Here is a 26,202-nt window from a genome sequence, read left to right on the forward strand (position 1 = left end):
ATATACTAGTCAATCAGTATTTCCAAAATCTGAATAGCGGCTTCACTAATTTTAGTTCCCGGCCCAAAGACAGCAACAGCACCAGCGTCGAATAAATATTGGTAATCTTGTTTCGGTATCACACCACCAACGATGACCATAATATCATCTCTACCGTATTTTTTTAGTTCTTCTATTACTTGAGGCACTAGAGTTTTATGTCCTGCTGCTAAGGAAGATATGCCAAGTATGTGAACGTCATTTTCAACGGCTTGCTTTGCGGCTTCTTTTGGTGTTTGAAAGAGTGGTCCAATGTCTACATCAAACCCTACATCTGCATAACTCGTAGCAACAACTTTAGCACCTCTGTCGTGTCCATCTTGTCCCATTTTGGCAATCATAATTCGAGGTCTTCGTCCGTCTTGCTCTGCAAATTGATTTGCTAATTCTCTTGCTTTTTGAAAGCTTTTGTCGTCTTTTATTTCTTTGCTATACACGCCTGAAAATGATTTAATTTGTGCTTTATATCTGCCAAACTCAACTTCTAGAGCATCGCTTATCTCTCCTAAAGTTGCACGTTTTCTTGCAGCATCTACTGCTAAAGCTAATAAATTTCCTTCACTTGTCTTTGCGGATTCTGTTAGTTTTAACAATGCCTCTGTGACGGCGGTATTATCACGACTTGCTTTTATGCTGTTTAAGCGCTCAATTTGCTGTAGTCTTACGGTTTGATTGTCTACTTCGAGAGTGGATATTGGGTCTTCTTGTTCTAAGCGGTATTTGTTAACTCCAACAATAATGTCTTGTGTTGAGTCTATCCTGGCCTGTTTGCGAGCCGCAGCTTCTTCGATGCGTAGTTTGGGTATGCCAGCCTCAATAGCTTTGGTCATGCCACCTAGTTCTTCGACTTCCTGTATAAGTTTCCACGCTTCTTTCGTAATGTCGTCAGTCAGTTTTTCAACATAATAACTACCAGCCCAGGGATCTACAGTTTTTGTGATCTGCGTTTCTTGTTGTAAATATATCTGTGTATTTCTTGCGATACGAGCAGAAAAGTCTGTTGGTAAAGCAATAGCTTCGTCTAAAGCGTTAGTGTGCAAGCTTTGTGTGCCGCCAAAGGCTGCTGCTGAGGCTTCAATGCAGGTTCTTGCTACGTTGTTAAAAGGGTCTTGCTCGGTAAGACTCCAGCCAGACGTTTGGCAGTGGGTTCTTAGTGCTAACGACTTCTGATTCTTTGGGTTGAATTGCTTTACGAGTTTTGCCCATAACATTCGCGCAGCACGCATTTTGGCGATTTCCATAAAGTGATTCATGCCAATTGCCCAGAAAAAGGATAATCTCGGGGCGAAAGTGTCAATGTCCATACCTGCTTCAAGCCCTTTTCTTATATACTCTAGGCCATCTGCTAAGGTGTATGCTAATTCGATATCACAAGTGGCTCCTGCTTCTTGCATGTGGTAGCCTGATATGCTAATACTGTTGAACTTTGGCATATTCTTGCTAGAGTATTCAAATATGTCAGAGATGATCTTCATAGATGGAGTAGGTGGGTAGATGTAGGTATTTCTCACCATAAACTCTTTTAGGATGTCATTTTGAATCGTTCCTGCGAGTTGATCTGGTTGAACTCCTTGTTCTTCTGCAGCTACAATATAAAATGCCATAATGGGTAACACGGCTCCGTTCATTGTCATGGATACCGACATTTTATCTAATGGGATTTGGTCGAAGAGAATTTTCATGTCTTCAACCGAGTCTATGGCTACACCTGCTTTACCAACATCTCCAACTACACGTTCGTGATCAGAATCATAGCCTCTGTGTGTGGCTAAGTCGAAGGCTACTGATAATCCTTTTTGGCCTGCGGCTAGATTTCTTCTGTAAAAAGCATTACTCTCTTCTGCTGTAGAAAAGCCTGCATATTGTCTAATCGTCCATGGTCTGCGGACATACATAGTTGAATATGGTCCACGAAGATTTGGTGCGATGCCAGCAACAAAATTGAGGTGTTCTAAATCTTGAATATCAGCTTTTGAATAGTACGATTTTACGGTGATATTTTCGGCTGTTAAAAAGTCGTTTTCTTCTTCAGGATTTATGCTTCTCGCTTCGTTCTTTAGGGTTATATGTTGAAGGTTTTTTCTTGACATTATGAATGTGTTTTTAAGGGTGTAAAGCTACTATAGGTTTTTTCTATAGTGAGTTTTACTCCTTGCTTAATCTTTTGATTTCCAATTTTTCAGATAATCTTTTCTCAATAATTGGTTCAATTAAAGTTTTGCGCTTTTCGATTTTTAAAAATGGACTAACTTCTAGGTCAGCTTTCATTTTGTCTTCTGAATTGGGATGCTTGTTGGTGCCTAATAGGACTAATTTTTCAGCATCAAAATCGGCTTGTTCTTTAGCGGCACTTTCTTTAATTTTTCGCTGAATGGTGCCTTCTTTCATCTGACTTAAAAAACCTCCATTCGCTTCAATATCTTTAAAAAGTTCTAATGCTTTTTCGGCTAATTGTTCAGTTAAACTTTCAATATAATAAGCTCCATCTGCAGGATTATTTACTTTGTCAAAGTAGCTTTCATTCTTTAAAACTAAGAGCTGGTTTCTGGCAATGCGATCTCCAAATTCATTTGGTTTATGGAATAAAGCATCATAAGGTAGGTTGCAAATTACATTTGCACCACCAAGAATGGCACTCATGCATTCCGTTGTGGTTCTCAACATATTAATGTTATAATCGTAAATGGTTGTATTGCGTTTACTCGGTGTGGCAATGATTCTACATTCTGTATTTACACTATATTCGGAAGCTAGTGTTGACCATAATTGGCGTAAAGCTCTAATTTTTGCTATTTCGAAGAAGTAGTTTGAACCGATTGATATGTTAAATGTCACGTTTACTTCACTTAAAGACGTGTCTTTATGTTCTTCGTAGATATTTAAATACTCATTAACATGAGCTAAACTGTATGCTAATTGCTGTACAATTGTAGCTCCGGCATTTTGGTATAACCCCAAATCTATACTGATTTGTTTTGTTGATTTTACAATCGCTTTAAATTTACTAAAATCATCATTGAGGTTGCTAAACCAGTTTCCTGTTTTGGCTAGATTTCCTATGATGTCTGTGTGGATATGAATTTCACTTTGACTTGGCTCAGTGATCATGCTCCGAGTAGCAGAAAGGGTGTTTTCAATATAGTCTTTAGAAAGAAAATCACACTTAACATCAACACTTGTTTTAGTTAAATCAATATTTTGAAACAAATCTTTAGTGGAGACAGTTTCTGATTCAATATTGAAAATTAAACTTTCAGCACCGCGATAAATAGCATCTATAGCTTTTAAATTAGCGACTTTAGCATCTGTAACTACAATAGATTGACATATTTTCCATTTGGTTGCCTTGCTTTTTGAAACTTCAGGTAAGGTTTCAAATTCATCTGCATGGTAAAACGGTTTTACATTGATGTCTTCATTGGTTTTCCAGATTAGTGTATCGTTATAATCTGCACCTTTGAGATCGACTTGTATTTTTTGTTTCCATGCTTTTGAAGACACAGAATCAAAATCTTTAAATAATGATTTACTCATCTTGTTTGTTTTTCGGAATACTGTCTTCGTATTCAATAATGAAAATATCTTCGTTAGATTTCTTCATATAGTAAGTTTCGCGCGCTGTACGCTCAATACCTTCGTCTGTACTTAGTTCTTTAATGGCTTTGTTGTCTTTAGCCATCTCTTTACGGTAGTGTTTTTTTTGGTATTCTAATTCGTTAATATCTCCATTTAACTCATGATGAAATAACCATGAATGCGCATCAAAAAATAACATCCAAACCATGAAAACGACAAGAACTATAACATAGATGTTCTTAAGAGGTTTTAGATATTTAATATTGAATTTAGACATTATAAGCGTTCGTTGATTATGGTTTTAACGATATCTACAGCAACGGTGTTGTATTTGTTGTTTGGTATAATGATATCAGCGTATTCTTTCATTGGCTCAATAAATTGCTGATGCATGGGTTTTAATGTCGACTGATAGCGTTGAAGCACTTCGTTGATGTCACGGCCTCGTTCTGTAATATCTCGTCTTAAACGTCGTATTAAACGTTCATCGGAATCCGCATGTACATATATTTTGATGTCAAAAAGATCTCGGATCTCAGCATGAGATAGTATTAGTATCCCTTCAACAATCATAACTTTCCTTGGTTTTGTAACAATAACATCGCCTGTTCGGTTGTGTTTTACAAATGAATATACAGGTTGATTAATACTGTTTCCTGCTCTTAATTCTATGAGATGTTGCTCTAATAATTCAAAATCGATAGACCTTGGATGGTCAAAGTTAATTTTAACACGTTCTTCAAAACTTAAATGCGAGGTATCCTTATAATAGGAATCTTGGGATATTACTCCAACTTCACCTTCAGGTAATTCTTTTAAAATAGTGTTTACGACTGTTGTTTTTCCGCAGCCTGTACCACCTGCAATTCCTATAATAAGCATATTTAATTTTGATTTGTTTGAATGCTACAAATTTAATTATTTATGTAGTATAGTTCATTTATAATTCGGAAACTTTCTCGGGTGTTACAAAGTTGTTAATAGCATTTCCCCAGCTGTTATTGATGTAATTGATAACATCAGCGACTTCTTTATCTGAAAGGCCTAATGGTGCCATTGTACTATTGTAAGTGATGCCGTTTACTACAATTTCGCCAGACATGCCGTATTTTGCAGCTTTGATGCTTTCGGTTTGGTTTTCTCTTAAAAAATCTGAATCGGCTAGGGGAGGAAACGCCCTAGGCACACCTTCACCGTTTGGTAAGTGACAAGTGATGCACATATCATTATAGGTAATTTTGCCACGTTCAATGCTTGCTGTAAGTTTAGGATTGTCTTGACTTACGGTATTATAATTTTGAGCTATTGTATTCGTTTTTTTAGTGTTTGAATTACATGATACAACAGTTAGCATCAAAATTCCGAGAATAATTATGTTTTTCATTTTCTTATCAATTTTACAATTCCTAAATTTTCTATAGCTACGTAAATGAAGCCATCAGGACCTTGCTCTACGCATCTTACGCGTCCTAATCCATCTAGCAAGCGTTCTTCTTTTATTACCTTATTATCTTTGAGAGTACACATGTCTAAATATTGAAATTTTAGGGAGCCTACGAGTAGGTTTCCATCCCAATCACCATACTTGTCACTTTTAATAAACGCCATTCCACTTGGTGCAATAGAAGGATCCCAATAGTGAATTGGCTGTTCCATGCCTTCTTTTTCGGTAATATCGGTAAATTTTGTACCAATATAATTGACTCCGTAACTAATTACAGGCCAACCGTAATTTTTGCCAGCTTTGATAATGTTTATTTCGTCACCACCTTTTGGGCCATGTTCGTGAGTCCATATTTGTCTTGAATCTGGGTGAATTGTCATGCCTTGAGGATTTCTGTGGCCATAAGAATAAATAGCTGTTTTTGCTTCAGATTCATTAATAAAGGGATTGTCTTCTGGGATAGAGCCATCATCATTAAGACGGTAAATTTTTCCACCATCTCTAGTGATATCTTGTGGGTTTTCATCTCTATTTCCTCGGTCTCCGACGGAAAAGTATAAATAACCATCATCGTCAAAAGCTAAACGAGAGCCAAAATGTTGACCTTTGGTAGTGTCGGGTGAAGCCTTATATAAAACTTGTAAATTAGTTAAGGTATTGTCTTTTAGTTGCGCTCTTGCTATAGTTGTATTTCCACCTGAATCATCACCTTCAGAGGAGGCATAAGAAAAATATACCCAACCATTTTTATCGTAATTAGGGTGTAGAATAACATCCAATAAACCGCCTTGCCCACGAACATAGATTTCTGGCAGTCCGGAAATACTTGTTTTTGTTCCATTCTTAAAATGAATAAGCTCACCTGATTTTTCGGTAATTAACATCGAATTATCAGGAAGAAATGCAAAACCCCAAGGAATATTAAGGTCTGAAACTATAACTTCGTGTGTGTTTTCTAAATTTTTAGGATTTTGATCTTGTGCACAAGCTAGTGTGCTAGAGAGGATTAATCCGATAATGATAGTTTTCGTATCCATAGATTATTGTCTAAAAAAGATTAAGAGTTTAAAGTTAGACAATTGTTGTTGGATTGTAAAGAAAAATTATATATTTGCAGTCCGAAATAGGGAAACCAAAATTCGGGGTGTAGCGTAGCCCGGTTATCGCGCCACGTTTGGGACGTGGAGGCCGCAGGTTCGAATCCTGCCACCCCGACTACTTTATCCCAAATAAAGAAACTCTGTAAGTCTAAAGATTTACAGAGTTTTTTGTTTTTAATTATGATTATAAGTTGTTGATTATTAATGAATAATCTACTTGTAATCAATACGTTTTTATATAAAAAAAATGCTTTCCAAAGTAAAAAGGAAAGCATTTTATAAACTATCTACTAGTTTTTAATGAGTCGATGTTGACTTATTTTTCCATTTAGTGCAATTCTAACTAGGTAAATACCACTTTTAAGCTCTGATATTTCAATAGCATTATTAGAATCAACTTTTTCTGAAATTACCAATTTACCAAGGATGTCATAAATACTTACATCAACTTTTTCAGTAGAATTGATGTGTAATTCATTTGAAGCAGGATTAGGATAAATAGAGATCGCTAGATATTCTTCATTATCTATACTTAATGATTGCTGATTGATAACTCCGATGCCATCCAAATCAAACCCACTAGAATAAAAAGGGGTTGAAAAAGGATCATTAATAGCGTTGCCAAAACTATCATATCTGGCATAAGCTGGATCAATACTTCCGACAACATCAATTATCTTGATGTGCGTAATATTATTTTTGTTTAATAAAGCATCCTCTTCTAAGTCTGATAAATTAAAAGGTGTTCCGAATAACCCTTTGTATTTTCCTGCGAGGTTGTTGATATATGTAGGATCAATAGTTCCAAACCCACCAACTTGTGTTTCTGTTTGCGTTTCGCTATGAGACGGAAACCTAAAATAATTCACACCATCAGAACTCACTTCAACAAAGGCTAATTCTAAAAAAGTAGCACTAAAACTATTTTCAAAAACAGCAAAGTCAAAACCATCACCATCGGTAATTGGTGTCTCAAAGGTTAAGGTGGCTTCACCAGCATCTCCTAAGCTTACCACGCTATTGGTTGCGGGCCCTAGAGCGTCTTCAGCAGTTCCATACGTCGCATAGTTGCTACCCTCATGTTCAAATGTAGGGTTAGAAATATCAACATGTCCGCGTTGTACTTCTATGCCAGTTGCCCAAGCTACAAAAACAGGACTATCAGCAGAAATAGCAGTAGAACCTGGTTCACCTGCGGCAGGAGCGTAACTTTGGGCTTGTAAAATAAAGCTAGAACACAGAAAGAGAAGAACCGTTTTTATCATTTCACAATTAGTTTTAGAGTTGTAGTATGTCCTTCCACTTCAACATTAACTAAATACATTCCGGTTTCTATACCTTCTAAAGAGATTGGTTGCATGTTTGTGTTTTTTACGTCTTTTACTAATTTCCCTGATACATCGTATAGCTTTACAGTAGCATTTTCTGTAAGGTTTAATTCAAAACTTCCTGATGCAGGATTAGGAAATAGAGTTGTATTTTCAAAAGCATAGTTATTAACGCTTAGAGTTCCTTCGTTTTTGTAAACTCCATTAGGAAGTGGTCCTACGGTGTATTGTGTTAGTAAAAGTCCGCTTTCGTCATATACAAATACTTTTCCTGGGCTTACATAATCTATAGCATCTAATAAATAGAGCTTGTCGTCAACCTTGTCAAAACCATAAGTGAGTTGTGCGTCACTCGTTGTATTAAAGGCAACTGTTGGAAGTGTTGTATCGGTTGTAGCCATTTTATAAATATCTCCATTTAAAACATAGTATAAATCAGTAGCATCTAATGCTAAAAAACTTGGGTGCTCTGACGTTTGAAAATCAATGGTAACATGGTTTTGATAATCTGATAAATCTATTTTGTGAATACTACCTAAAGTTTCATCACCTGTCCAAGCTTGTTTTCCACTAGCAAGTACATATAAATAATCATTGTCAACTTTTAATGATGATGGTACGTCGCCTACAGTGATTGATTCTACAGCACTTGTTGCTATATCAATTACAGAAACAGAATTACCATAACCATAGCCACCTTGGTGCGCCACAAATAATTTTCCGTTTTTCTGAACAATCTTTTCAGGACCTTCAGCTACAGGAATAGTTTCAGCAATGGTATTTGTTGCTAAATCTATTACAGCAACGTAATCATCAGTTGTATCTGATGGATCTCCCCAATTAGTCACATAACCATAACCATCATAAAACGCGATATTACGTGGGGCACTTAATTGATCTGTAATGCTAGCCGAAAAAGCAAAAGTCGTACTGTTCATTACTTTTATTTCGTCACTATAATGAAGGATGACATAAGCAAAATCGCCATAGAAGCCCATTCCTTGTCCTGTATCTCCTAATGTCATACTTGGATTTTGAGTCGTGAAAATATCATTTTCTAATGTTCCATTGGCATCAATATGTGAAACGGAAGCCGTATTGGTGCCAAATAAACCTTCGTTTAAAATAAACAGACCATCAGAGTAGTCTTGAGCGTAGGTTGTCGCAGATAATAAAACAGCGGATAGAATGTAAAGTGTTTTTTTGTAATAGTTTTTCATAGTTTAATGGTTTTTAAATAATTATTATAAGTTGTTGAAATAGAATGCATTCGGAATGATTTGAACTGAGAATTGATTCTGTAAATCGCCATTAAGATTATAAATAAATGCTTCTCCATTGGAAACATAATCTTTAGCATCAGCGATATAGATAGCACCTTCGTGCACCTCAAAACCATAAAGAATTTCAACACCATCTGCTGCTGTTGAAAAAGAAGGGGTTTCTGGAAGTTGAAAACCATTGCTGTCTAAACTGTATACAGCATTATCCATAGTGTAATACAATATTCCATTTTCAAATTCAAGATGACTAGGATGTTGACCTGCTGAAAAAGTGAGCGCCGTTACACCATTAATGTCAGATAGATTAATCTTAAAAAGTTTGGCTAGAGTTTCATCCCCAGTCCAAGAGGCTTTACCAGAACAAATGACGTAGAGATATCCGTTGTCTATTACCATGCCATCAGGTACATCTGCTACCGAAATAGTATTTGCTAGACTTTGTGATGCCACATCAATGACACTTACAGTATTGCCATAGCCATAGCCACCTTTGTGCGTTATGTAAAGTTTATCATTATTCAATAGTATTTTTTCCGGACCTTCAGCTACCGGAATTGTGGCTTCAATAAGATTTGTATCTAAATTTAAAACTGCGATGTAGTCATCGTTGACGTCATTTGGATCTCCCCAATTAGTTATATAGCCTTTGTTGTCGCTAAATTCAATGTATCTTGGGTTAACAATCATATCACTTACTGTAGCGATAAATTCAAACGTATAGCGATTAACAATCTCAATGGTAGATGAGTTGTTGACTACTAAATAGGCATTGTCACCATTAAAACCCATACTTTGTGCGGTGTCTCCAAGATTCATACTGTTAACTTCAGTATAAATGGAATTATAAACGTCTCCTGTTTCTGCAAAAAAAGAAACTGAAGCATTAGAATAGCCATACCCACCTTCATTCAAAATAAATATACCGTCCGTATAATTTCCAGAGGGTGGTTGTACAGTAATAGGATCGTCTCTGTCATCACTAGTACAGGATGTTATACTTAGTGTCGCTATGATTAAGAGGCTTGCTAATTTGTGAAAATGGTTTTTCATATTTTAAAATTTTAGATGTAAATAGAAGTTGAAATTCCGCCCAGGCATTGGTCGGTTGAGAACGCTTTCGTAAGATTCGTTCCAGAAATTTAGTATTTGCGCACCTAGTTTATAGTCACGTTTTTTTCCTAATGTGTATTCTGCTCCCAAATTAGCCACCATATAGCTGTCCAAAATATGTTCGGTAGCATGGTCGGTAGTTGTAAATACCTCATCATTATTGAGGTATTGGTAATAAGCTGAAATTCTTTTGTAATTGTAACCCACTGAAGACGTGAATTTGTAAAACGGCACATAAATTAGCTGCTTTCCTGTTTCTTTATTCTCTGAAACCGTGTATGCAAAGGTTGCAGAACCTGTGAATTTATGATTTCCAAATGATTTTTGAAGCGTAACGACCGATTCTAATCCGTAAATTTCAACCTTATTCGTGTTTTCTGGCCTAAAAATACCTGAACTATCCGGAACCCAACGCAACAAGTTTTCGACATAATTATAATAACCAGTTAACGAAATGGATAGGTTTTTAAAGTTGAAATTATTGCTGATTTCACCTTGATAAGAGGTTTCGGGTTTTAAATCCGTATTTCCAACGCCTTGCCAATACAGATCATTATAAGTCGGGATTCTAAAATTCTTGGACGTGTTAACCTTTAATTGATAAACGTCGGTGAGTTTAGCACTAAAACCTGCAGAATATAAAAGTGGATTCCCATACTGCTCATTGGTTTCTTGGCGTAATCCTAATTCGTATAGAAAATTTTCTGAAAGCACATGTTTAAAACTCACTAAAGCAGCAGACAAATTGCGGGTTTCTGAAGCGATATTAGAACCTTGACCATCATTGTGTGTGTAATTAAGTCCAGCGGTAAGTAACATTTTATTAGACAGAACGTAGTCTAGCCCGTATTTAGCTATGAAACTAGTGACCTTTCCATAGGTATAGAAGTTATTATCAATATTTCCGAAATAACGGTATTCTTCGGTGGTGCTGGCAACTTTAAGATTGGATTTAAATGCACTAAAATGACTTTCCCATTCTATTAATGAGCGCGTGTTGAAGTCGGTATATTTTGTTTTTAAAGCATTTGGTGTTGGTACTGAAAAATTCCGTCTACCATCATAAACATTAGCAAAAACTTTAAGTGTGTTATTTAAATTCAATTTTGAAGTCGCTGCAAAACTGACATTAGTATTGTGGTATTGGCCATTAATATTGATGCGTTCGGTTTTGGGATACGGATAATTATTGTCAGAAGCATTTCTTGTAATACCTAAAAGCATACTGAATTTCTTTGAAGAATAATTGGTTTGGTAATCTATTCCGTAGGTATTAAACTCACCATAATTAGCAAAGAGTTCATTATGAAATCCTTTGTTAAAGCCCAATTCATTTACTAAATTAATAGAGCCTCCAATAGCGCCACTACCATCAGCAACACTAGAACCTCCTGGTTTTATTTCTATTTTGTTATAGCCACGTGTATTAATAGTGTTAAAATCAGTTTGACCAGTAGTTTGTGAATTGATGTTAATACCGTTCCAAAGCACTGAGGTTTGCGATGCTGTAGTCCCTCGAAACGACGGAGAAGAAACCATACCTAAACCATTTTCCTTAAAATAAACAGTACTATTAAAGTTTAGAAAATTGGTTAATGAAGCTTGGTTTTGTTTTAGAACACTGTCTTTAACTACAATAACGTTTCTGGTGTAAGTAGAATCTTTAAGTCGATAAGCAATAAGACGTACCTCTCTCAAAGCCGTTATAGAGTCGGTTTGCGAATGAAGCATAGAACAAAAACCTATGCAAAACAAAATGGTGCATACAAAATATCTCATAAACCCGATGCCTTTTACCCGAAAGCGGTTGTGTTAATTGTTGGTAAAATTGGCAGGTCTCCTGACTCGTGTCCTACTAATGGTCCTTCCCATTCTAAAAAGAACAGTGGATGTTGAAGATTTTCATTAGAGGCATCCCAAAAAGGGACTAAACTTACAGTTGCGGGAACAGTTCAGGATTATTAAGTTAATAACTATTTTACCTGATTCCCTTTTAATTATATCTATAAAATTATAGACGTAAACCAATAAAGTGCAAAGGTAGATAATTGTATTCTTATTTAGATGAAAACACCTTCTTATTTAGTGTGAATATTGAAATTGTATGATGATAGATTAAATGCCTTTTTGGTGGCATTTTTAGATCTCGATTATAATGGGTAAATCGTCGTGAGTAGAAGAATTTTCACATAAAAAAAACAGTGCCAGTATGTGGTTTCTGGCACTGCTAAAAAAACATCAAAAATCTAACCCAATTTTAATGTAATTGTTTATGTCTTTTAATAGGTAAATATCTAATCTATGATTTTGATGTCAACAGAAGTTCTGCTTTGCCAACCTGTTTCATCGGTTACTGAATATGAGCAATGGTAATCTCCTGTGTCTATATCATCTGGGATAGTAATACTGATGTTAATCTCATAAGTTGTTAATCCTCCTTCGATTTCGAAATTTTCCATGTATATGAATGGATTTACGGCTCCTTTTAAAGATTCTAAATCACAAGTCTCTCCTTGGTCATCATGAGTATGGTGATCAAAATTATGGTGAAGGTCTAAGCTATATGAAGCCACTACTTTGTTGTCTGCGACCTGTGCTTTAAAGATATAAGTTTCCCCTTTTAGGAGTTGTTCGCAAGCTTGCGGAAAACCTTCAGCGTAATTAATACTTATAGTAGGCTTTTCTTCATCAATAGTATTACTGTCGTCGCTAGAACATGAAGTAAAAAGTACTATCACTAAGATTAGATTAAAATATTTGGCAATCCATTTCATGGTAAAAAGTTTGAAACCGCATAGTATGTGCGATACTATGCGGAATAATTAATGTTTAAGATGCTGTAACATCGATATGTGTTTCGTAAGATTTTGTGTTTCCATTTTCATCTTCAACAGTAAAAGTTATATGATATTCCCCTGCAGGTGCAGTTGCTGGGACATCAATATGCTCGTGGAATTCTACGTCTGTTAAGCCATGATAACCTTCTGAGAATATGATTTCAGAATCCCATTCTACTTCACCAGCACCAACAGGAAGACCGTGCGCATGGATATCTACTGTAATATTGTGAATGCCATTAAGTGCATTAATCATAAATTCAGCATGAAAATCGCTTCCTTTAGCTACAGCAGCATCTACAGAGAAACCACTTAATATGATGGAATCTAAAATCTCTAAATGACCTTCTATTTCTGTGCTATTTCCAAGCTCGTCAATAACAGTTAATTCAATGTGGTATTCACCAGAAGGAATATTAGTTGGTACATCTACATGTTCATGAAATGTAGGATTGATGACTTGATAATTACTCCCTGAGTATTCTTGGAAAAAATCCCACTCAACTTCACCATCAGCTAGAGGTAAATCGTGAGCATGGATCGAAAGCGTAATACTACTGACCACAGCTTCTGCATTTAATTCGGCTTCTAAATGAATGTCTGATCCTTTAAAAGCAACCTGATCTGTAGAGTGTACGCTGCCTTCCCCATATTCAAAATTCGTTATTTCTGGTGCATTAAGACTAGGAGAACTAGCGTCATCATCACTGCTACATGAGTTTAAAAGGATTCCGAAAAACGCGATAAGCGCTAAAAATTTAAAATTTGATTTCATAAGTTTTGTTTTTGTGTTCATAATGGTTGTTTTCATGGTTTATAAATTATTTATGGTTATTAAAAGGATTGTGTGAGTGCTATAGAGATGTTTCTTCCGGCTTCTGGCACATCGATTAAGCGGTAAAAACTCGTATGGTCGTAATATTTAGTATTGAAGACGTTATTGAGTTTAAACTTTAATTCCAATGGTGTCTGAGTTTTAAAGACATCGATTTGTGTGAGTAATGCCATGTTTAGGACCTGGTAGCCCTCTGTTTGTTCTTCTGGTGGTACAATGTCATCTTGTGCTGCCGTAATTCTGTAATCGGCCCTTAGTTGAGGTTGTTTAAAAAAGAGTGCATCTTTAAACTGATAGTTTGCAGAAAACAATCCGGATAATGGTGGAGAAAATGGAATAGTAAAACCTTCTTTGGGTCCACTGGTTTGTTTAGAGTAAACGTATTCAGCAGAAGCATCTAATTTTAAATTAGGAATAACACTTGTACTCGCTCTTAATTCTCCGCCTGCTCTAAAAACCTTGTTTTGTGTGTATTCGTAAATTTGTAAGGTCTCATAATAATTTGAAGTCGGATTCAGGTAGATAAAGTTTTCGAAAAAATTGACGAATGGACTAACTCCGATGCTAAAATCCTTTGTGGTGTGGTCGATATCAATATCTAATTGATAGGATTCTTCAGGATCTAAATTGAGATTACCTTGCTCATAGCGGTACATGTGATAATTCACGCCATCTGAAGCTAATTCATTAGGTAAAGGCATTCTAAAACTTTTTCCTGCGTTTATTTTAAAGGTGGTATTGTTTAGAATATAACTTAAGCCTACAGAAGCACTCACATTTCCAAAATTGAGCGTTTTATCTTCAGCTCTTTGTAAATAGACATATGAGGTAGAACCGTTGGCATTATTAATGGTGGAAGGGTACCAATCAAAATATGACTTGCTCTTTATTTGTCCAAAATCATAACGAACTCCAGCTAAAAGATGTAAATCTGAATTGATTTCAAACTGATCAAAAGCAAAAGCACCAATCGTAAGTCGGGTGAATTCGGGTATTAAAAATCCCCAGCCGCCAATGTTGTTATCTTGAAATTCTAAATTAATACCGGCAACGATATGATGATCATCATTTAACGTAAAGGCATCTTTTACATTTAGGGTCAATGTGTTTTTTTGAAAACTACGTTCCTTGCTATTTGAAGGTGTTGGCATATAACCGTGCGGTATTGGCTCGGAATGCTCCTCTCTTAAATTATTTTGAAAACCGAAATCGAGATTAATACTGTGCTTATCTAAAGCTATCGACGTATTATTAGTAATTTTAAAATGGTTCACTTTATGATAAGGTAGATCAATATCTCTATTAGACTGGTCGTAATCAATGCGCGATGTTCTCACTTCTAAACCATGGGCATTAGCGAAAAAGCCATTTTTAGCATTGACGTTGCTCATTGTAGTTTCTGTCGTTAAACGATTTGAAATATACCCGACACTTATACTAGCGTTAGCTTCTTTTCCTGCGGTGTTACGTAGATTATTGTCGTGTAGCGTAAAAATGTAATTTTCGTAATTTATTTGGTCTGTAGGAACTTTATAATCGCCATAATCTCTATAGGTGACGCGTCCATGGTAAAACCATTTCTCTTTTCTGGCTTGGATTCCTGCTGAAATACCTAATAAATCATTGTTGCTTTCTCCTAAGACATTCACTTCACCACTAAAGGAATTTGCAAGTGGTATTTTATTCGGTTGAATATCTACAACACCAGCAATAGCATCAGAACCATAAACCAAAGAAGCTGGTCCTTTTACAATCTGAATATTTTCAATGCCATATTGGTCTATTTCTAAACCATGATCATTTCCCCATTGTTGTGCTTCGTGTTTTATACCATTTTGAACCACAGCAACTCTATTAAATCCTAAACCTCGAATGACAGGTTTAGATTGTCCGGAGCCAATTTTAATAGTACTTACACCCGGAATTTTACTTAGGGTTTGCATCAAGCTATTTTCTCTATTGCTAGTAAGAAATTCTTTGGAGACCAATTGAGAAACGACAGGCGATTCTTTATGTTCTCTCTTTTTAGTTTTTCCGTTGACCTTTATTTCGTTGAGTTCGGTGGTAGATTCCTCTAATAAAATTTTAAGGTTTTCGTTATTTGAGCTTGCTTTTATAGTGATTGTTTTAGAAGCGTAACCTAAATGCGAAATCGTAAAGGAGTAGGTACCTTCAGCAACATTAGGAATGGTGAATGTTCCTGAAGGAGATGAAATCGCATGAAGATTTTCGCCATTAATAGTGGCGCCTTCGATGGGTTGTAAAGTGTTTTGGCTTATTACGGATCCTTTTATTTGAAAAGAATTCTGTGCAATAGCGATTGTGCTTAGGCTAAAAAATAGCCATAAGCTCAGGGTTTTGTATAACATAATATGATACAATAAGATTTGTGAGATTCGTCAAACGGACGATCCATTATAAAATCTATTTGGTTTGAATGAAATCGGGTTTTCTATAACGAATCAAATGATTTAAATAGTTAAAGTTTTAGAACTTCACTATAGATGAAAACGTCTAAACGCATTAAATCATGGGGTCTCTGAGTATCTCGATATTGAAGCGCATAATTCTAAAAATGGAACTAATGCTTCAAAAGCTAAAAGGTATATAGAGAGAGACTTATAGCAAAAAGGGAGGAGGTCTAGACAGTAGTTGACTAGAAGTAATCGTCTTAGGAGTTACAAAACTGTAAGCGTTAAAGTTGTCTCTAACGATGACCAATTCTGTGTTTTCAATGTAAAACTCTTGTGTCTCTGGAGTTAGGATAGGTGTTACGTTATTAATTGTAGCATAATCACAAACCTCACAATGTAAATCTTGCTCCTTATCCTCATCGTGAGTTAAGGCGTGAAGCCCAACCATTTTTAAGGAAAGAAAAAGAATAATAAAGAAGTATGTGATGCTGTTTTTCATTTAGTAATTAAAATATTTACGTTTTTAAATTTGTTTAGTAAGTTTTAATTAGTGGTTTTGCTTAGTCGCTATGCGTAATAATTTCCAATTAGCATAATGTGCTAAAGCGAGTAACGTTGCCCCTATAACCGTATTACTAACCTCCCATAAATTTGTGAAGTGAAGTCTGCCTATAGCTATAAATAAAAACCCTAATAAAGCAATCTTTAAAGGTTTGGTTTTATAGTGAATTGTTTTATAACTTGGCCAAAGCGAGGTTAATAAAAACACAATTCCTAAACTTATGAATACCCACTCAATGATTGGATTATTTAAAAAATATAAGCTACTCAATGACGAAAACGAAAGTAAAATAGGGAATATAGCACAATGAATGGCACAAATTAATGAGCTTGAAAGTGCTATTATATCTAGGGTATTATTTTTTATTTTATTCACTTTACTAAACGTTAAAGGATTTAAAAGCGACTATGTCGCATTATTAGGTTTTGCAAATATATTATTTATTTATAATATTGCAATGTTGTTGCAATAAATTATTGCAAATAAATCGCATTAATGATGAAAAGAAGAAATACACCGACTAAAGAAGCCGTTTTAAGTGTTATTACTAAAGCCGGACAAGCCATGAGTCAGGATGCGATTGAAGGCGAAATTTCTATTGATATCAATAGGGCAACAATCTATCGTGTGTTAAATCGTTTTTGTGAGGATGGTGTGTTGCACAAAGTTATTGCAGAAGATGGTAAACAGTATTTTGCTTTATGCGATGGTTGTGATAAAACACATCAAAAGCATCAACATTTTCATTTTAAATGTACGGTTTGTGAAACATTAGAATGTCTTCCTAATGAGGTTAATTTTTCAATCCCAAGAGGTTACCATGTAGAGAACGTAAATTGTGTTTTAACAGGAGTGTGTAAAAAGTGTTCTTAATCGTTAAAACCTAAAAACTCAGCATCACTCAAAGTCTTCATAAAAGCAATTAAATCTGTTTTTTCTTGAGTTGAAAGCGGTATTCTGTTGTTATTATCTTTTAAAATAGGATCTAAATTATCGGCTTCTAAAACACCAGTATCTAAATAATTGAGCACATCTTCTAATGTTGCAAATTGTCCGAAGCTGCCGTAAGGAGCAGTAAATTCTATATTTCTTAAACTAGGCACTCTAAAACGCATATAATCTTCAACAAGACCTGTAATTCTTGTGCGTCCGCCTTCTTCGGGATCCGGATTTATAGGGAATCCAATATTTCTAAAACTTTGATCCGTGAATAATTCTGTACTATGACAGCTGATACATTTATCTTGAAAAACAGCATAACCTTGTGCTTCACTTGTTGTAAATGTTTCACCTTCATTGCGTTTTACTTTATCGTATTTACTGTTTGCCGAAATTAAGGTGTATTCATATTGTGCAATACTATTATAAATACCATCAGCGGTAATACCTTCACCTTCAAATGCCTTATTAAAAAGCTCTATATAAGATGGATCTGTTTCAAGTTTACCTATCACTTCTAAAATTGAAGAATCCATTTCTTCATGTGTTATAATAGGCACTAGTGGCTGATCTTCTAATTGAAGTTTATTACCATCCCAATTATAAAACTGCATAAACGCCATGTTTTGAACAGGTGGCGCATTACGAAGTCCTATGCGTCCTTCAATACCGATTCCCTTAGGGTTATGATCCGCAAAAGCACTTTCTTGAATATGGCAACTAGAGCACGAAATCGTATTATCTGTACTTAAACGTACATCAGTAAATAGTTTTTTCCCTAATTCAACACCAAATTCTGTAGGTATATTGGTGTAAAATGAACTGTTTAGTTCAGGGAAATCACTAGGAATATTTAATGACACCTCAGGATTGCTATAAGAAACAAGCTCTGAATCATCGTTATTACAACTCGTAATTAGTAATACTATAGCGATATGTCGTATGAGTTTTTTCATGAAAAAATAGTATGAAACTAGTAAAAAGAGTCGGCTAGAGGTAGGCCTCATAGCCGACTCATTAATTTTAGATTTAGTTTTCTACAGATGTAATAGAAAACATTCCTGTAACATCTGTTGTACCGTTACCTCCAATATTCTCTACAAACTTCATCATTTCAGTAGCTGTATGAGCACTTGGTGTTGCGTTGTTAGTTATATCTTCAGTTGAAACCAACGTTACTGTGTGGCTATTTCCACTTAATAAATAATCAAAATCTGCATTAATAGCAATTGTTGGTGCACTATTACCAACAGTTGCAGTAGCAGGTAAGCTTAGTGTAATATCTCTATAAGCATCAACTCCTTGTGTATAATTTTCTTCGTCACCTTCTAAGGTGCTTCCAGAATGGAAAGACAATTCTTTATTATCTGTATCATAGAAGCCTTCAATTTTAGTAAAACGGTATCCTGTTCCCCATTCCCAATGCATTTCAGTATCATTTGATCCTGCGTTATCATAAAACGTTGGGAAACTAACTTGGTCTAAGGTATTTAAGTCTGATCTTACACCTAAACCAAATTTGATTTCCGTGTAATCTCCAACAGGAATATCACTTAAAACGTAGCTTAAAGTCTCTGGTTTTGCTTGGTTAACCACCGTTGCGCCTGTATCTAAATTGTTGACGTTATAAGGAATTTCAGTACCATCAGCTTTTATAAGACGAATGTTACTGACTACGTATTTTAATTCAGAAAAATGGTGAACTTGTCCTGCATCCGAAGTATTAACGGTAGCTTCTGCAGAAGTTGCTGCACCAAGAACAATAGGCGTACTGTTAAATGTATTGCTGAATTCTAAAGTCACATTGTTTGCTACGCGGTTGTCGTCATCAGAACTACAAGACATAAAAGCAACAAGTACTGCTGCTGATAAAATATATTTTTTAAGATTTTTCATTTTTAAATTTGTAATAATTGGTAATTTGTTTTTAAATAATATTAAGTGCGATTAAAACCCTGTGTATATATTGGCGGTGGTACCAGGATTTCTAAATAGGGTTCGGTATGCTGAAATTCTTTATAAATCACCAACTCTCGCTTCTTTGAGATTTTTGGAATTTTTAATTCAATTTCGAAATTTGAACTGAATGCCAAATCGAAATTTCTTGTATTAATAATTTTTTCTGAAGGGCTATCTTCGGTTTCTTGTAATTCTTTCGTTAAATGACATTTACCATTACATTGTAGTTCTGGTTTGCTTTTATTGATACAAAATTGTTCTATAATGGCTTGTTGGTTGAGTTTAAAGTTCATAATAACGACGGCTTGCTGCGAAACAACAAACAGAAATATAAAGGTCATTATGAAACTAAAAACACTGCGCATCTCTTTAGAAATTGAATTTTAAAGAAGTGAAAATATTACGTCCCATTCTCGGAATGTTTCCCCAATCGGCATACGTGCTGTAATATTCATTCAATACATTTTCAGCACCAACTTGCACGACGGTTTTATAGTCTTTAATGCGGAAGGTGTAATCTGCAGATAAATTCCAAATGGTATAAGACGGTGTTTGGTCTTCACCATATTCTGGACTGTAATGGATTTGTTCTAAATCTCCATTTATCGATGTTTGAAAACTTAGTTTATGATACTGATAATGAAGTGCTGTTTGATAACTTAAAGGTCTAATAAACGGTAAGTTGCTTTCGTTTTCGTCCTTTCCACGTGCGTAAGTTAGAACCCCTTTCCAATGTAAATTATCTAAAATTGAATAACTTCCATTCAGTGAGAAATTGAATAACGTTGAATAATCCAAAGACGTGTAGCCTTTAACACCAATAGATTGATAGTTCATTGGGCTACCTAAACTTAAAATTCTACCAATAATATAATTCTCAATGTAGAAATAATTCACATTAGCTTGAATACTAAATTTATCATCTTTATAACCAGCACTGGCGTTGCCTTCGTATGATATTTCGTTATCAAGATCAGGGTTTCCAATATAATCGTAACGATCAAAACTATTATAAATGTAATAGCCATAGCCTTCGGAAACCGATGGTGCTCTGTGACCGTAACCACCTCCTACAGAAAAATTAAATTTATTGATGTTTAATTGATAACCTGCGTGTAGGCTAGGGAGTAGTCTCGTTTTTTCTTGTGGTGTGCCTGGGTGAAATATCCAATTGAATTCTACATATTTCGAATGGTTGTAATTGACTCCCAAAGAGCCACCAAAATTCAGTTGACTTTTCTCAGACATTTCCCAAGAATTGTTGATAGAAAGTCCGGCAAAAGTCGTCGTAACTCCAGGCCAACTGTAAGCAAACATGCTACGCTCGCTTCGGTCTTGAGGATACATGCGCATTTCGGCTGTAGATAAATTATTATAAGCATTTAGCTGAATTTCAGAGCTAAAACGATTCTTTTTAATATTGGCTTTAGAGAGCAAACCATACGTGGTACTCCAGCCTGGCATATCCATATGGACCAAGTTTTCAGGACGTGTGGTATCATCCATATAATGTTCAATAGCATTAAAATAAATCTTAGTATCTAAGGCTCTGAATAAACCCTTTTCAAAGACTTGTTTGTATGTTGCTGAGGTAATTAAGGCACGCGATAACCATAAATCCATGGGTAACGCAGGATAGCCAACATCATTCGCTTGGTCATAGATTGCTTCTAACTTTACAGAAGATAACTCACTTGTTTTGTACGCTAAACCTAAAGACGCATTGAATTTGGTGAATTGTGAATGGTTAACATCATCATTATTTCCGTCCCTATAATTTTCTGCGTTACGGAATGCTAAACTTCCATCTACGACAAATTTATCACCAGAATAGGAGGCATTCGCAAGGTTGAAAAACTGCTTATTATTAAATTCAAAACCTGTCTGGTAAGCACCATTCCATTGCTTTGATAAACCAAAAGGTGTGCTTTTTCGTTTTAAATCAATACTTCCGGCAACGGTTGCACCATGCATATTACCTTCTTGCCCAGATTTAATATCAATCGCAGATAAATTATTACTCTCTACATATGAAGTTATAGGGTCCATTTTATCTGTACACGCACCAAAAACGTGCATACCGTCAATGGTTATTGTAGAGCGTTCCGAACTCATATTGTTTAGTAAAGGTTCCCAAGCATACGCACCGCGTTTAATGAAACTGATATTTTCTGAAGACGCTAAAAACTCATCAACAGAAACGGCCATTTTCATTTCCGTTTCAATCTTCTTTTTAACGACAGATATTAATTTTACTTCGCTGAGTGCTATAATGCTGTCTTTCTTTTTTTCTGTGTTTTGTGCCTGGACGAATAATCCTGCAAAAAGCAATAGTATAAGGGGTAGGAATTTCATCATTATTAGAATAATATATCGATATATAGTTCGCTTCTTGCTCCTTCAATTCCTGGTGTGAATTCGGTAGATACTTCTGTGCCTTTTATAATTTCACCAAATTGGTTTTGCAACCTGAAATTTAAAGTCCAGTTACCTGTCATAGTATAATTGACGATTCCATAGTACAAACCATCTTCTTGCTGAGTTAAATCTTCATTGTTTAAAGAGGAATGATTCCCCATTGAGGGTTCTGGCATTCTTGGATCTAATAATAAGGTGTAATCAGCAACTTCAGAATATGAAAACTGAGAAGCATCAGGAAAAGTATCAGCCTCATTACTAGGTGGATTGTATGTGTAGATGCCTGCAACCAATTCATTTTGTGCAATTTTGGGTTTCTGTGGTGCTACTAAAGCTATAAAATATTGCTCACCATCACTTCCTGTAAAGGAGGTCATGTTTAAATTCATATTAGTTTGCGCTTCTACAATAATATCTTGGTCAACCGTATACGTTTGGTCATTGTCGGTAAATGAGAGGTATAGTTTCCAGTTTTCTGAATCGGTACTTTCATTGGTGAAGACAGCGTAGCCAGAATAATAATCCTCTGTGGAATTATAATTTAAATTATAACGATGTGGACCCGAAGAATTATTACCATTATAATTAGTGCTAATAGGTAAGAATGTGATTTCTGACGTATTTAAACTTTCGTTAGTTTGAATGTTGGTAATTTTTAAACGGAAGTCATTGTAACCTTTATAGAAGGTTCCGTTTAAGGCTTCAATACTAATCTGATAGTCATTTTTAGTGAAGGAAATGACTTCGAGATATTCAAAATGCTCTGTAACTATAGTGCTTATTTCAGATTCGTAATCGGTTTTATCTAGAGTACACGATGTAACCGCAACAAGAATTGCAGCCACGAGAAAAATGCTTTTCTTCATCACTTATAAGTGTTTTATTAAAAAAATAAGATGTAGCTGCAGCTATTTTAATACTTAAACGCTGTTTAGATAGTAACAACATTAGTATCAAATTAAGTACGTAGAAAGACAGAAATTACTGTTAGTTTCGCTGCAAACGAGACGTAGAAACCTTGTCTATGTAGAATAGTAGATATACAGCAAAAGTGTTAGATTATTAATTAGCTCTAATTAATGATCTATGGATGCAGTGCATAGCCTAATGATAAATCACTTAGCGACATACTAATTCTATAAGTTACAGAGGTTCTATTTTAAAATTAAGCGAGCGGAGGGTGGAAAATAAAATTCATAAAATTGAATTTATATATTTTATGATATGAAGTGTTTATTTTTGAATTTTCTTCTTTTACGATACTATCTAAAGTATTAATAAAAATATCTTGAAAGAAAACAACTTGATGTTCCGTGGCAGAAGATTGGTTTTTATCGCTACTTTTTTCAGAATCGGAAGCCTTAGCTAATTCCTTTTTTAAATAGCATTTACCATTACAACCCATTTCTGGGGTTTCTTTGTTAACACAAAGCTCATTTTTAATGTAGTCATAAAAAGCAGCATACTCCACAAATGGAATCGTAGGTTTTAAAAGCATAAATAATGCTAAAAAGAGTGTCGCTGTTTTCACAATCCAAAGGTCTTCAATTATTTTAAAATTTCCTAATATTTTTAGATTTGAAACCCGTGATGCTATTCCTATAATTGAAAAATCAGTGATTGTTATTTATCGTGTCTTAATTTAGACGCGAATTTAATTTTTTGACATTATTTTTAGAGCATTAACTAAAAAGAGTCTTTAATTTGCAGAAAGGATCTATGCGCTCAAAAAACGAATATGAAGATTGATAAATTCGTCCTATGTATTATAGGAATTATAATATTAGCTTACTTTTTTCCACAATGGGGAATAGAAAATAGCGAAATTCCAATCGACACAATTAGTGCTATAGGAATTTCGCTTATATTCTTTTTCTATGGATTGAAGTTACATCCAACCCAATTAAAAGCAGGACTTAAAAATTGGAAGTTGCATCTTTTAGTGCAAGGTTCTACTTTTTTAATGTTTCCGTTGTTAGTGTTATTGCTACGTCCATTTATTCAAAATGAGGAGCAAGAAACGATTTGGTTAGCCTTCTTTTTCTTGGCAGCATTACCATCAACAGTATCATCGTCTGTAGTTATGGTCTCAATGGCAAAAGGAAATATACCAGCAGCGATTTTTAATGCCAGTATTTCAGGGATTATAGGGATTCTTCTTACTCCACTTTGGATGGGATTATTTGTAGATCCTACGCAAACGGATTTTGATTTTACAGAAATCTACCTAAAGCTCATTATTCAGATTATATTACCTGTAATATTAGGATTACTCTTACAACGTTTTTGGGGTGATTTTGCTCGTAAACACAGTAGTAAATTAACGTTGTTTGATAAGTCTATTATCTTATTAATAATCTACAAAAGTTTCTCGGCATCGTTCTATAACAATATGTTTAGTGCGGTGTCACTTTTTGATTTAGTCTTACTTTTAATTGGTGTAATGGTGCTATTTATAATCGCTTTTTCTTTGACTGGTTTTATGGCTAAAAAACTTGGTCTTAATAGAGAAGACAAAATTACAGCTCAGTTTTGCGGCACTAAAAAATCATTAGTTCATGGTACTGTTTTTTCTAAGATTCTTTTCGGTAATATGGCGACTATTGGTGTTATTTTATTGCCACTGATGTTGTTTCATGCTATTCAGATATTGGTTATAAGCGTCATTGCATCAAAAGATCGCTAAACCATAGAATTGGTGCACCTATAGAGCATAAATTTGATTTGATTACAGGTGATTAAAACCACTTGAAATGTATTCCTGAGATTGCTACAGCTGCGACTAAAATTAGTAATACAATTATTATAAACCATGCCCCAAATTTAGTTTTAGCATCTTTTTGAAAAACATAATCTCTTCTTTTTTCTTCTTCGTCTTTTACAAATTTCATAATTTCTTTCTTTTACTTGTTAATATAAGTTGTCTTAATGTTTACAAAGGCCAATATGCCTTCTTTAGATAATTCCCTACCATATCCTGAAATTTTTGTTCCACCAAAAGGTAGTCTAGGATCAGACTTCACCAACTCATTGATAAAAAAGCCACCGTCTTCAATTTCTGAAACGCGTTTTGATGCCGCTTCATAATTTGAAGTAAAAACCATAGTTCCCAGCCCAAATTTTGAGTTTGCAGCTGCTTCGTAAGCGTCATCTTCCGTTTTTACTTTTATAATAGCGGCAACGGGACCGAAAGTTTCTTCTTTAAATACGGGCATTTCAGTAGTTACTTCGGTTAAAATTGTCGGTTCGTAATAAGCTCCATTTCTTTTATGACCTTTTATGACTTTAGCTCCTAAATCAATTGATTGTTGAACTTGTTTTTCTAAAGTTTCTGCTAAATCTTCACGAGCCAAACAAGATATTGTGGTGTCTTCTTCCAATGGATTTCCATATTTTAAACTTTTCACTTTGGAAGTGAATTTAGTCATGAACTCGTCATAAATAGATTCAACAACAATAAAGCGTTTTGCAGCAATACAACTTTGTCCAGAGTTTTGCATTCTCGCTTTGACGATAGTGTCTATATATTTGTCTAAATCCGCATCTTTTAGTATGATACACGCGTTATTTCCGCCTAATTCTAAAAGCGACGGTTTTAAATTTTTACCTGCCAATTCTGCGATTTTTCGACCTGCTTTTTCGCTTCCAGTTAAAGACACTGCTTTTACAGTATCATTTCCCATAAGGTCTTCAATAGTTTCATGATCTGTTACAAGTGTTTGAAAACATCCTTTTGGGAATCCTGCATCTATAAATAGTTTTTCAATGGCAAGAGCACAACCAGTAACATTAGAAGCGTGTTTTAAAAGTGCCACATTCCCTGCAGTTAATGTCGGGATTGCGAACCGAAATACTTGCCAAAACGGATAATTCCAAGGCATAATGGCTAACACACAGCCTAAAGGATCATAGCTTATAAAGCTTTCGTGCGCTTCGGTTTCAATAATAGCATCTTGTAAAAATTGTTCTGCATTTTTGGAATAAAAATCAATGAGATAGATACATTTATCAATTTCAGCTTCACTTTCAAGAATTGGTTTTCCCATTTCTTCCGTCATTAGTAAACTCAAGTGTTGCTTGTTTCTGAATACTTCCTCAGCTAAATTTTGTAATAATTCTATGCGTTCTTCAATTTCAAGCTCTTTCCACGTTTTAAAAGTGGAGTCTGCCAATTCAAGTTTCTCTTTCAATTTTGATTTTGAATCTTGTGTATAGGTCTCAAGATGATTCCCATTAAAAGGGTTAAATGTTTTTATAGATTTCATAGGCGTAGTTATCTTTCAAATTTAGATATATCAAGCAAAACGTGTTAATTCTATTACTAAAATGTTTGACGCTAATAGTAAATAGCATTTCAG

General features: G+C 35.0%; 25 protein-coding genes, 1 tRNA gene and 1 riboswitch. Of the genes, 3 read left to right on the plus strand and 23 right to left on the minus strand.

The features are described 5' to 3' along the window. Nucleotides 1-5: 5 nt before the first annotated feature. Genes scpA through ADIWIN_RS03155 form a run of 6 tightly spaced genes read right to left on the minus strand, consistent with a single transcriptional unit; the run spans nucleotide 6 to nucleotide 6,096 of the window. Entirely contained in the window at nucleotides 6-2,129 is a 2,124-nt protein-coding gene (scpA, locus tag ADIWIN_RS03130; protein ID WP_020896087.1) for a methylmalonyl-CoA mutase, read from the minus strand. A gap of 55 nt (nucleotides 2,130-2,184) precedes the next feature. Further along, nucleotides 2,185-3,573, minus strand: coding sequence for a methylmalonyl-CoA mutase subunit beta (locus tag ADIWIN_RS03135; RefSeq protein WP_020896088.1), 1,389 nt, complete (start codon nucleotides 3,571-3,573; stop codon nucleotides 2,185-2,187). Further along, a complete protein-coding gene (locus ADIWIN_RS03140; RefSeq protein ID WP_040756433.1) occupies nucleotides 3,566-3,892 on the minus strand; it encodes an FtsB family cell division protein in 327 nt (108 codons plus the stop codon). Before ADIWIN_RS03140 ends, ADIWIN_RS03135 begins: the two co-directional genes overlap by 8 nt. Then, nucleotides 3,892-4,497 carry a uridine kinase gene (gene udk / locus ADIWIN_RS03145; protein WP_020896090.1) on the minus strand — a complete coding sequence of 202 codons (606 nt, stop codon included), beginning with the start codon at nucleotides 4,495-4,497 and terminating at the stop codon, nucleotides 3,892-3,894. Before udk ends, ADIWIN_RS03140 begins: the two co-directional genes overlap by 1 nt. Nucleotides 4,498-4,555: 58 nt before the next feature. Continuing rightward, nucleotides 4,556-4,999 carry a c-type cytochrome gene (locus ADIWIN_RS03150; RefSeq protein WP_020896091.1) on the minus strand — a complete coding sequence of 148 codons (444 nt, stop codon included), beginning with the start codon at nucleotides 4,997-4,999 and terminating at the stop codon, nucleotides 4,556-4,558. Then, nucleotides 4,996-6,096: a PQQ-dependent sugar dehydrogenase gene (locus ADIWIN_RS03155; protein ID WP_020896092.1), complete on the minus strand. Its 1,101-nt coding sequence runs from the start codon at nucleotides 6,094-6,096 to the stop codon at nucleotides 4,996-4,998. Before ADIWIN_RS03155 ends, ADIWIN_RS03150 begins: the two co-directional genes overlap by 4 nt. 103 nt (nucleotides 6,097-6,199) lie before the next feature. On the opposite strand from ADIWIN_RS03155, the gene ADIWIN_RS03160 reads away from it, so the two are divergent. After that, a tRNA-Pro gene (locus ADIWIN_RS03160) sits at nucleotides 6,200-6,274 on the plus strand. Between the two features lie 175 nt (nucleotides 6,275-6,449). Here ADIWIN_RS03160 and ADIWIN_RS03165 read toward each other — a convergent pair. The 9 genes from ADIWIN_RS03165 to ADIWIN_RS03205 all read right to left on the minus strand — a co-directional run bounded on the left by ADIWIN_RS03165 (nucleotide 6,450) and on the right by ADIWIN_RS03205 (nucleotide 16,903). Next, nucleotides 6,450-7,424: a T9SS type A sorting domain-containing protein gene (locus ADIWIN_RS03165; RefSeq protein WP_020896093.1), complete on the minus strand. Its 975-nt coding sequence runs from the start codon at nucleotides 7,422-7,424 to the stop codon at nucleotides 6,450-6,452. Then, nucleotides 7,421-8,707: a DUF5074 domain-containing protein gene (locus tag ADIWIN_RS03170; RefSeq protein ID WP_020896094.1), complete on the minus strand. Its 1,287-nt coding sequence runs from the start codon at nucleotides 8,705-8,707 to the stop codon at nucleotides 7,421-7,423. Before ADIWIN_RS03170 ends, ADIWIN_RS03165 begins: the two co-directional genes overlap by 4 nt. Before the next feature lie 24 nt (nucleotides 8,708-8,731). Continuing rightward, nucleotides 8,732-9,820, minus strand: a complete 1,089-nt coding sequence (locus ADIWIN_RS03175) for a YncE family protein (protein WP_020896095.1) — start codon at nucleotides 9,818-9,820, stop codon at nucleotides 8,732-8,734. Nucleotides 9,821-9,823: 3 nt separating this feature from the next. Next, on the minus strand, nucleotides 9,824-11,611 hold the full coding sequence (locus ADIWIN_RS03180) for a TonB-dependent receptor plug domain-containing protein (RefSeq protein ID WP_020896096.1): 1,788 nt from the start codon (nucleotides 11,609-11,611) through the stop codon (nucleotides 9,824-9,826). An 82-nt stretch (nucleotides 11,612-11,693) separates the two neighbouring features. Further along, nucleotides 11,694-11,924: riboswitch (cobalamin riboswitch) on the minus strand. A 250-nt stretch (nucleotides 11,925-12,174) separates the two neighbouring features. Beyond that, nucleotides 12,175-12,654, minus strand: a complete 480-nt coding sequence (locus ADIWIN_RS03185; protein ID WP_020896097.1) for a DUF4625 domain-containing protein — start codon at nucleotides 12,652-12,654, stop codon at nucleotides 12,175-12,177. Between the two features lie 55 nt (nucleotides 12,655-12,709). Beyond that, entirely contained in the window at nucleotides 12,710-13,492 is a 783-nt protein-coding gene (locus tag ADIWIN_RS03190) for a DUF4625 domain-containing protein (protein ID WP_040756455.1), read from the minus strand. 59 nt (nucleotides 13,493-13,551) lie between these two features. Then, complete coding sequence (locus tag ADIWIN_RS03195) at nucleotides 13,552-15,921, minus strand: TonB-dependent receptor (protein ID WP_020896099.1); 2,370 nt, start codon at nucleotides 15,919-15,921, stop codon at nucleotides 13,552-13,554. Nucleotides 15,922-16,171: 250 nt separating this feature from the next. Continuing rightward, nucleotides 16,172-16,465: a hypothetical protein gene (locus tag ADIWIN_RS03200; RefSeq protein WP_152487206.1), complete on the minus strand. Its 294-nt coding sequence runs from the start codon at nucleotides 16,463-16,465 to the stop codon at nucleotides 16,172-16,174. Between the two features lie 48 nt (nucleotides 16,466-16,513). After that, complete coding sequence (locus ADIWIN_RS03205) at nucleotides 16,514-16,903, minus strand: MerC domain-containing protein (RefSeq protein WP_081669518.1); 390 nt, start codon at nucleotides 16,901-16,903, stop codon at nucleotides 16,514-16,516. A gap of 123 nt (nucleotides 16,904-17,026) precedes the next feature. On the opposite strand from ADIWIN_RS03205, the gene ADIWIN_RS03210 reads away from it, so the two are divergent. Next, a complete protein-coding gene (locus ADIWIN_RS03210) occupies nucleotides 17,027-17,401 on the plus strand; it encodes a Fur family transcriptional regulator (protein WP_040756436.1) in 375 nt (124 codons plus the stop codon). On the opposite strand, the gene ADIWIN_RS03215 is transcribed toward ADIWIN_RS03210, so the two are convergent. The 6 genes from ADIWIN_RS03215 to ADIWIN_RS03240 form a co-directional block, all read right to left on the minus strand. Continuing rightward, nucleotides 17,398-18,423, minus strand: a complete 1,026-nt coding sequence (locus ADIWIN_RS03215) for a cytochrome-c peroxidase (protein WP_020896104.1) — start codon at nucleotides 18,421-18,423, stop codon at nucleotides 17,398-17,400. The genes ADIWIN_RS03210 and ADIWIN_RS03215 overlap by 4 nt on opposite strands. 73 nt (nucleotides 18,424-18,496) lie before the next feature. After that, nucleotides 18,497-19,363, minus strand: a complete 867-nt coding sequence (locus tag ADIWIN_RS03220) for an MbnP family protein (RefSeq protein WP_020896105.1) — start codon at nucleotides 19,361-19,363, stop codon at nucleotides 18,497-18,499. A 41-nt stretch (nucleotides 19,364-19,404) separates the two neighbouring features. Then, nucleotides 19,405-19,719 carry a hypothetical protein gene (locus tag ADIWIN_RS03225; protein ID WP_020896106.1) on the minus strand — a complete coding sequence of 105 codons (315 nt, stop codon included), beginning with the start codon at nucleotides 19,717-19,719 and terminating at the stop codon, nucleotides 19,405-19,407. Between the two features lie 76 nt (nucleotides 19,720-19,795). Then, entirely contained in the window at nucleotides 19,796-21,781 is a 1,986-nt protein-coding gene (locus ADIWIN_RS03230) for a TonB-dependent receptor plug domain-containing protein (RefSeq protein WP_040756456.1), read from the minus strand. Nucleotides 21,782-21,786: 5 nt separating this feature from the next. Further along, complete coding sequence (locus ADIWIN_RS03235) at nucleotides 21,787-22,710, minus strand: hypothetical protein (protein WP_040756440.1); 924 nt, start codon at nucleotides 22,708-22,710, stop codon at nucleotides 21,787-21,789. A 299-nt stretch (nucleotides 22,711-23,009) separates the two neighbouring features. Then, nucleotides 23,010-23,375 (minus strand): hypothetical protein, encoded by a 366-nt coding sequence (locus tag ADIWIN_RS03240; protein ID WP_051155393.1) that lies wholly within the window; start codon nucleotides 23,373-23,375, stop codon nucleotides 23,010-23,012. A 207-nt stretch (nucleotides 23,376-23,582) separates the two neighbouring features. On the opposite strand from ADIWIN_RS03240, the gene ADIWIN_RS03245 reads away from it, so the two are divergent. Further along, nucleotides 23,583-24,530, plus strand: coding sequence for a bile acid:sodium symporter family protein (locus tag ADIWIN_RS03245; protein ID WP_020896111.1), 948 nt, complete (start codon nucleotides 23,583-23,585; stop codon nucleotides 24,528-24,530). Nucleotides 24,531-24,582: 52 nt separating this feature from the next. On the opposite strand, the gene ADIWIN_RS20745 is transcribed toward ADIWIN_RS03245, so the two are convergent. Next, nucleotides 24,583-24,735: a hypothetical protein gene (locus tag ADIWIN_RS20745; protein ID WP_020896112.1), complete on the minus strand. Its 153-nt coding sequence runs from the start codon at nucleotides 24,733-24,735 to the stop codon at nucleotides 24,583-24,585. A gap of 12 nt (nucleotides 24,736-24,747) precedes the next feature. Then, nucleotides 24,748-26,109, minus strand: coding sequence for an NAD-dependent succinate-semialdehyde dehydrogenase (locus ADIWIN_RS03250; protein ID WP_020896113.1), 1,362 nt, complete (start codon nucleotides 26,107-26,109; stop codon nucleotides 24,748-24,750). Nucleotides 26,110-26,202: the final 93 nt, after the last annotated feature.

Source organism: Winogradskyella psychrotolerans RS-3 (genome assembly GCF_000427335.1).
Classification (GTDB): domain Bacteria; phylum Bacteroidota; class Bacteroidia; order Flavobacteriales; family Flavobacteriaceae; genus Winogradskyella; species Winogradskyella psychrotolerans.

Coding starts and splice junctions, on each gene's coding strand:
- ADIWIN_RS03140 (WP_040756433.1), bottom strand. CDS start 3,892: ATGTCTAAATTCAATATTAAATATCTAAAACCTCTTAAGAACATCTAT.
- scpA (WP_020896087.1), bottom strand. CDS start 2,129: ATGTCAAGAAAAAACCTTCAACATATAACCCTAAAGAACGAAGCGAGA.
- ADIWIN_RS03235 (WP_040756440.1), bottom strand. CDS start 22,710: ATGAAGAAAAGCATTTTTCTCGTGGCTGCAATTCTTGTTGCGGTTACA.
- ADIWIN_RS03225 (WP_020896106.1), bottom strand. CDS start 19,719: ATGAACTTTAAACTCAACCAACAAGCCATTATAGAACAATTTTGTATC.
- ADIWIN_RS03170 (WP_020896094.1), bottom strand. CDS start 8,707: ATGAAAAACTATTACAAAAAAACACTTTACATTCTATCCGCTGTTTTA.
- ADIWIN_RS03150 (WP_020896091.1), bottom strand. CDS start 4,999: ATGAAAAACATAATTATTCTCGGAATTTTGATGCTAACTGTTGTATCA.
- ADIWIN_RS03165 (WP_020896093.1), bottom strand. CDS start 7,424: ATGATAAAAACGGTTCTTCTCTTTCTGTGTTCTAGCTTTATTTTACAA.
- ADIWIN_RS03220 (WP_020896105.1), bottom strand. CDS start 19,363: ATGAAAAATCTTAAAAAATATATTTTATCAGCAGCAGTACTTGTTGCT.
- ADIWIN_RS03200 (WP_152487206.1), bottom strand. CDS start 16,465: ATGAAAAACAGCATCACATACTTCTTTATTATTCTTTTTCTTTCCTTA.
- udk (WP_020896090.1), bottom strand. CDS start 4,497: ATGCTTATTATAGGAATTGCAGGTGGTACAGGCTGCGGAAAAACAACA.
- ADIWIN_RS20745 (WP_020896112.1), bottom strand. CDS start 24,735: ATGAAATTTGTAAAAGACGAAGAAGAAAAAAGAAGAGATTATGTTTTT.
- ADIWIN_RS03185 (WP_020896097.1), bottom strand. CDS start 12,654: ATGAAATGGATTGCCAAATATTTTAATCTAATCTTAGTGATAGTACTT.
- ADIWIN_RS03175 (WP_020896095.1), bottom strand. CDS start 9,820: ATGAAAAACCATTTTCACAAATTAGCAAGCCTCTTAATCATAGCGACA.
- ADIWIN_RS03210 (WP_040756436.1), top strand. CDS start 17,027: ATGAAAAGAAGAAATACACCGACTAAAGAAGCCGTTTTAAGTGTTATT.
- ADIWIN_RS03245 (WP_020896111.1), top strand. CDS start 23,583: ATGAAGATTGATAAATTCGTCCTATGTATTATAGGAATTATAATATTA.
- ADIWIN_RS03155 (WP_020896092.1), bottom strand. CDS start 6,096: ATGGATACGAAAACTATCATTATCGGATTAATCCTCTCTAGCACACTA.
- ADIWIN_RS03180 (WP_020896096.1), bottom strand. CDS start 11,611: ATGCTTCATTCGCAAACCGACTCTATAACGGCTTTGAGAGAGGTACGT.
- ADIWIN_RS03230 (WP_040756456.1), bottom strand. CDS start 21,781: ATGAAATTCCTACCCCTTATACTATTGCTTTTTGCAGGATTATTCGTC.
- ADIWIN_RS03195 (WP_020896099.1), bottom strand. CDS start 15,921: ATGTTATACAAAACCCTGAGCTTATGGCTATTTTTTAGCCTAAGCACA.
- ADIWIN_RS03215 (WP_020896104.1), bottom strand. CDS start 18,423: ATGAAAAAACTCATACGACATATCGCTATAGTATTACTAATTACGAGT.
- ADIWIN_RS03190 (WP_040756455.1), bottom strand. CDS start 13,492: ATGAAATCAAATTTTAAATTTTTAGCGCTTATCGCGTTTTTCGGAATC.
- ADIWIN_RS03250 (WP_020896113.1), bottom strand. CDS start 26,109: ATGAAATCTATAAAAACATTTAACCCTTTTAATGGGAATCATCTTGAG.
- ADIWIN_RS03135 (WP_020896088.1), bottom strand. CDS start 3,573: ATGAGTAAATCATTATTTAAAGATTTTGATTCTGTGTCTTCAAAAGCA.